2 protein-coding genes, 1 pseudogene and 1 riboswitch are annotated in these 4,007 nt (G+C 35.8%); all 3 genes and pseudogenes read left to right on the top strand.

Going from position 1 to position 4,007, the window contains the following annotated elements; translation table 11 throughout:
• Positions 1-284, top strand: a pseudogene (locus tag QVP90_RS07035) (hypothetical protein); the annotation flags it as partial.
• A 199-nt stretch (positions 285-483) separates the two neighbouring features.
• Positions 484-696: riboswitch (cobalamin riboswitch) on the top strand.
• A gap of 134 nt (positions 697-830) precedes the next feature.
• A complete protein-coding gene (locus tag QVP90_RS07030) occupies positions 831-2,840 on the top strand; it encodes a TonB-dependent receptor (protein ID WP_007481496.1) in 2,010 nt (669 codons plus the stop codon).
• Between the two features lie 8 nt (positions 2,841-2,848).
• Positions 2,849-3,994 (top strand): YncE family protein, encoded by a 1,146-nt coding sequence (locus tag QVP90_RS07025; protein ID WP_021936034.1) that lies wholly within the window; start codon positions 2,849-2,851, stop codon positions 3,992-3,994.
• Positions 3,995-4,007: the final 13 nt, after the last annotated feature.

Raw genomic sequence — 4,007 nt, 5'->3', positions numbered from 1 at the left:
TTCTGACTCTGAACAGAGAAGGAGAAAGATTGCCCGCCGGTAAATACACATTGGTATTAACGACCTCCGAATCTGTATTGAATATTACATTCAATGTAATAAATGGTGGTGTCGGCATAGAAAATCAGTCATCTGAAAAAATAGTTCATACAAAAGAGTATTATACAATAAATGGCACAGCTTTACCACAACCCATACCAGGCTTTAATATTATCAAAATCACCTATGAGGACGGTACAGTTGAGGTATCCAAAATATATATAAGGTCTTCGGTTAACCAATAACGAGCAGCTTATTATATAAGATACCAAGTAAATTTTAAATAAAATCTAAAATCTTTGTTCTTCGAAGTTATCACTTCTTAGAACAAAGATTTTTTACAAATAGATTTTCCAAATAATATTTATAACTTATTGAATTTTTAATAGATAATGAAACAAAAAAATAAAATTTCCATAATACATCTCTATTTCTTAATAAATTCATAAATTTGCCATGCATTGGTTTATTTTTTCCAAGCATACGGAAATAATAATTAAAAGGGAATCAGGTGGGAATCCTGAACAGTCCCGTTGCTGTGTGTTTCATTAAAATGTAGTAAATACATACTTCATGCCACTGAAAGACCAAAAGTCGATTGGGAAGGCGTTTACTATAGAAACAAGTCAGAAGACCTGCCATGCAATATGTTCAATAGCTTTCGAGGACGAGCTATGAAGTGGAAATGCTATACTTTAACAACAAGTATCAGCTTCTTTATTTCATATATATCTAATAACTTAAACAATTTGATAATTAAAGGTATAAACCATTATCAAACAAATTAACGCATGGGAATCAAAGCTAAGTGGTTCACAGGAATATTCCTGACACTGAATGCATTATTACATGCGCAACAAAATAAAATAGATACGTTGCGCATTTATCATATAGATGAAGTTACTATTACTTCATCTAAAGTATCGTCTAAAGAAATTATTCCTGTACAAATCATGGAAGGAAAACAATTGGAAAAACTATCAGTACATTCTGTTGCAGATGCCATACGTTATTTTTCTGGAGTGCAAATTAAAGACTTTGGAGGAATAGGTGGACTAAAAACCGTTAACATACGAAGTATGGGAACGAACCATGTTGGTATATTTTACGATGGCATTGAACTGGGAAACGCCCAGAATGGGCAAATTGACCTCGGTCGTTTTTCTCTTGACAATATGGAGGCAGTTTCCCTATACAACGGACAACGCAGTGCCATATTCCAGTCTGCTAAAGATTTCGGATCAGCAGGTACCGTTTATTTGCAAAGTCGTATACCAAGATTCAATGGAAACAAACAATATAATATTCGAGGAAATTTTAAGACCGGTTCCTTCGGAGTTATCAATCCTTCCGTACTTTGGGAGCAAAAATTAAACGAACGCCTTTCTGCATCTTTAAGTTCCGAATACATGTATACCACCGGGCGTTATAAATATCGCTATAAAACAACCGGAGGATACGATACAACCGCAGTACGTAAAAATGGAGATGTTAACTCCATCCGGGTGGAAAGTGGCTTATATGGAAAAATCAACAAAGGTGAATGGAAAGGAAAAGCCTATTTTTATCATTCAGAAAGAGGACTTCCCGGAGCTATGGTCCGGAATAAACTGTTTCATGAAGACCGCCAATGGGATACCAACCTATTTATTCAATCATCTTTTAAAAAACATTTCTCAGATAAATACGGACTATTAGTCAATGGGAAATATGCCTATGATTATTTACATTATCTGGCCGATCCGAATAAAGATGCCAGCTTGATGTACGTAGAAAACCATTACCGACAACAAGAAATTTATCTTTCTGTTGCCAACTTATACTCTTTCAATAAATATTGGAGTGCATCCATTGCATTAGACTATCAATGGAATAAACTAAATGCTGACCTGTACAAATTTCCTTACCCGAATCGTCACACCACACTTGTTTCCATAGCAAGTGCTCTGAACTTCGAACAGTTCAAGTTACAGGCCAGTGTATTGGGTACATTTGTATCCGATCATGTTCGTACAGACACAATGTCTATGGAAAATAAAAAGCAGATCACTCCCACCGTTGTGGCCTCCTGGAAACCTATACGTAAAACAAATTTCCATTTACGAGGTTTTTACAAGAACATCTTTCGCATGCCAACCCTAAACGATTTATATTATACATTTATTGGTAATATAAAACTAAAACCCGAATTCACTAATCAGTATAATTTAGGATTTACTTATGCACCTATTCTTCAAAACAAATGGTTAAAAAACATCGAACTACAAGCAGATGTTTACTATAATGAAGTGAAAAATAAAATAGTAGCTGTCCCCACTTCCAATCAGTTCCGCTGGACAATGATGAATCTCGGTATGGTAGAAATACGAGGATTAGATATAGCCATACAAACTAACTGGGAATTACCTAAACAATTTTCTATTGATACCCGTCTCACCTATACTTATCAAAAGGCACAAGATTTCACCAATCCCAAAGAAGAATATTACGGAGATCAAATACCATACATCCCCTGGCACAGTGGCTCATTGATTATTAATGCCAGTTGGCAAAACTGGGATGTCAATTATAGTTTCATTTATACCGGTGAACGATATGACCAACGAGCCAACATTCCAGAAAATTATGCCCCAGAATGGTATACGAACGACATTTCACTCTCTCGAAGTTTTCGTATTCGAAATACTCTCTACCGATTGACAGCAGAAGTCAACAACCTTTTCAACCAACAATTTGAAGTGGTGAAATGCTATCCAATGCCAGGTACTAACTATAAATTCATTCTTACCATCCAAATATAATTATTAGCATGAAAAAATTATCATTCATTCTATTATTATCCATAAGTTGTTTTCTGATATGTTCCTGTCGGGGGGAAGATGAGGTACTTGTACGATCTACCGGCACGCAGGTACAAGCTCCTATGGATATAAAGTCTATTGCAGGTTTCTATTTGCTAAACGAAGGAAACATGGGAAGTAATAAATGTACATTAGATTATATGGACTATGCAACAGGCTACTATCACAAAAATATATATGCAGAAACCAATCCTTCCGTTGTCTTGGAATTAGGCGATGTAGGTAATGATATACAAATCTATGGTGAAAAATTGTATGCTGTTATCAACTGTTCTCATTTTATCGAAGTGATGAACAAAAAAGATGCCCGTCATTTAGGAACGATTGATATTCCTAACTGCCGTTATATTACCTTTCATGAGGGCTATGCTTATGTCAGTTCATACGCCGGTCCCGTGCAAATAGACCCAAATGCACGTTTAGGATATGTAGCCAAAGTAGATACTACTACCCTCCAAGTGGTAGCAACTTGCTTAGTAGGTTATCAACCGGAAGAGATGGTCATTGTTGAAAACAGATTATATGTAGCTAATTCCGGAGGATATCGCGTACCCAATTATGACCGTACTGTTTCCGTCATCGATCTGAACACATTTACTGAAACCAAAAAGATAGATGTAGCCATCAACTTACATAGATTGAAAGCTGATCATTACGGAAATCTCTACGTCAGTTCACGAGGTGACTATTATACTGTTCCTTCTAATCTATATGTCATAGACAGCCGAACAGATGAAGTAATAGATACACTAAATGTTGCTGCTTCTGAATTGTACATAGACGATGACTATCTCTATCTATACAGCACAGAATACAGTTATATTAATGAAGAAGAATGGAAAATCAATTATGCATTGATAGACACGCGAACCAGAGAGATCATCACCAACAATCTCATCACCGATGGTACAGAAAAACAAATTAAAATGCCTTACGGCATCGCCGTTCATCCGGAAACAAAAGAGTTCTATATAACAGATGCTAAAGACTATGTATCCCCCGGTACACTCTATTGCTTTACTCCAGAAGGAAAAAAGAAATGGTCAGTTACTACAGGAGATATACCGGCTCACTTTGTTTTTGTCCACAAATAAAAAATATAAATAA

The sequence above is a fragment of the Bacteroides sp. CAG:189 genome, from assembly GCF_000432295.1.
In the GTDB taxonomy this organism is placed as follows: domain Bacteria; phylum Bacteroidota; class Bacteroidia; order Bacteroidales; family Bacteroidaceae; genus Bacteroides; species Bacteroides salyersiae.
Note: the sequence above shows the minus strand (reverse complement) of the source record. Positions and strands in the feature narration are given on the sequence as shown.

Bases quoted from the DNA above. Each gene is read 5' to 3' on its own strand.
- QVP90_RS07030 (WP_007481496.1), top strand. From the start codon at position 831: ATGGGAATCAAAGCTAAGTGGTTCACAGGAATATTCCTGACACTGAAT.
- QVP90_RS07025 (WP_021936034.1), top strand. From the start codon at position 2,849: ATGAAAAAATTATCATTCATTCTATTATTATCCATAAGTTGTTTTCTG.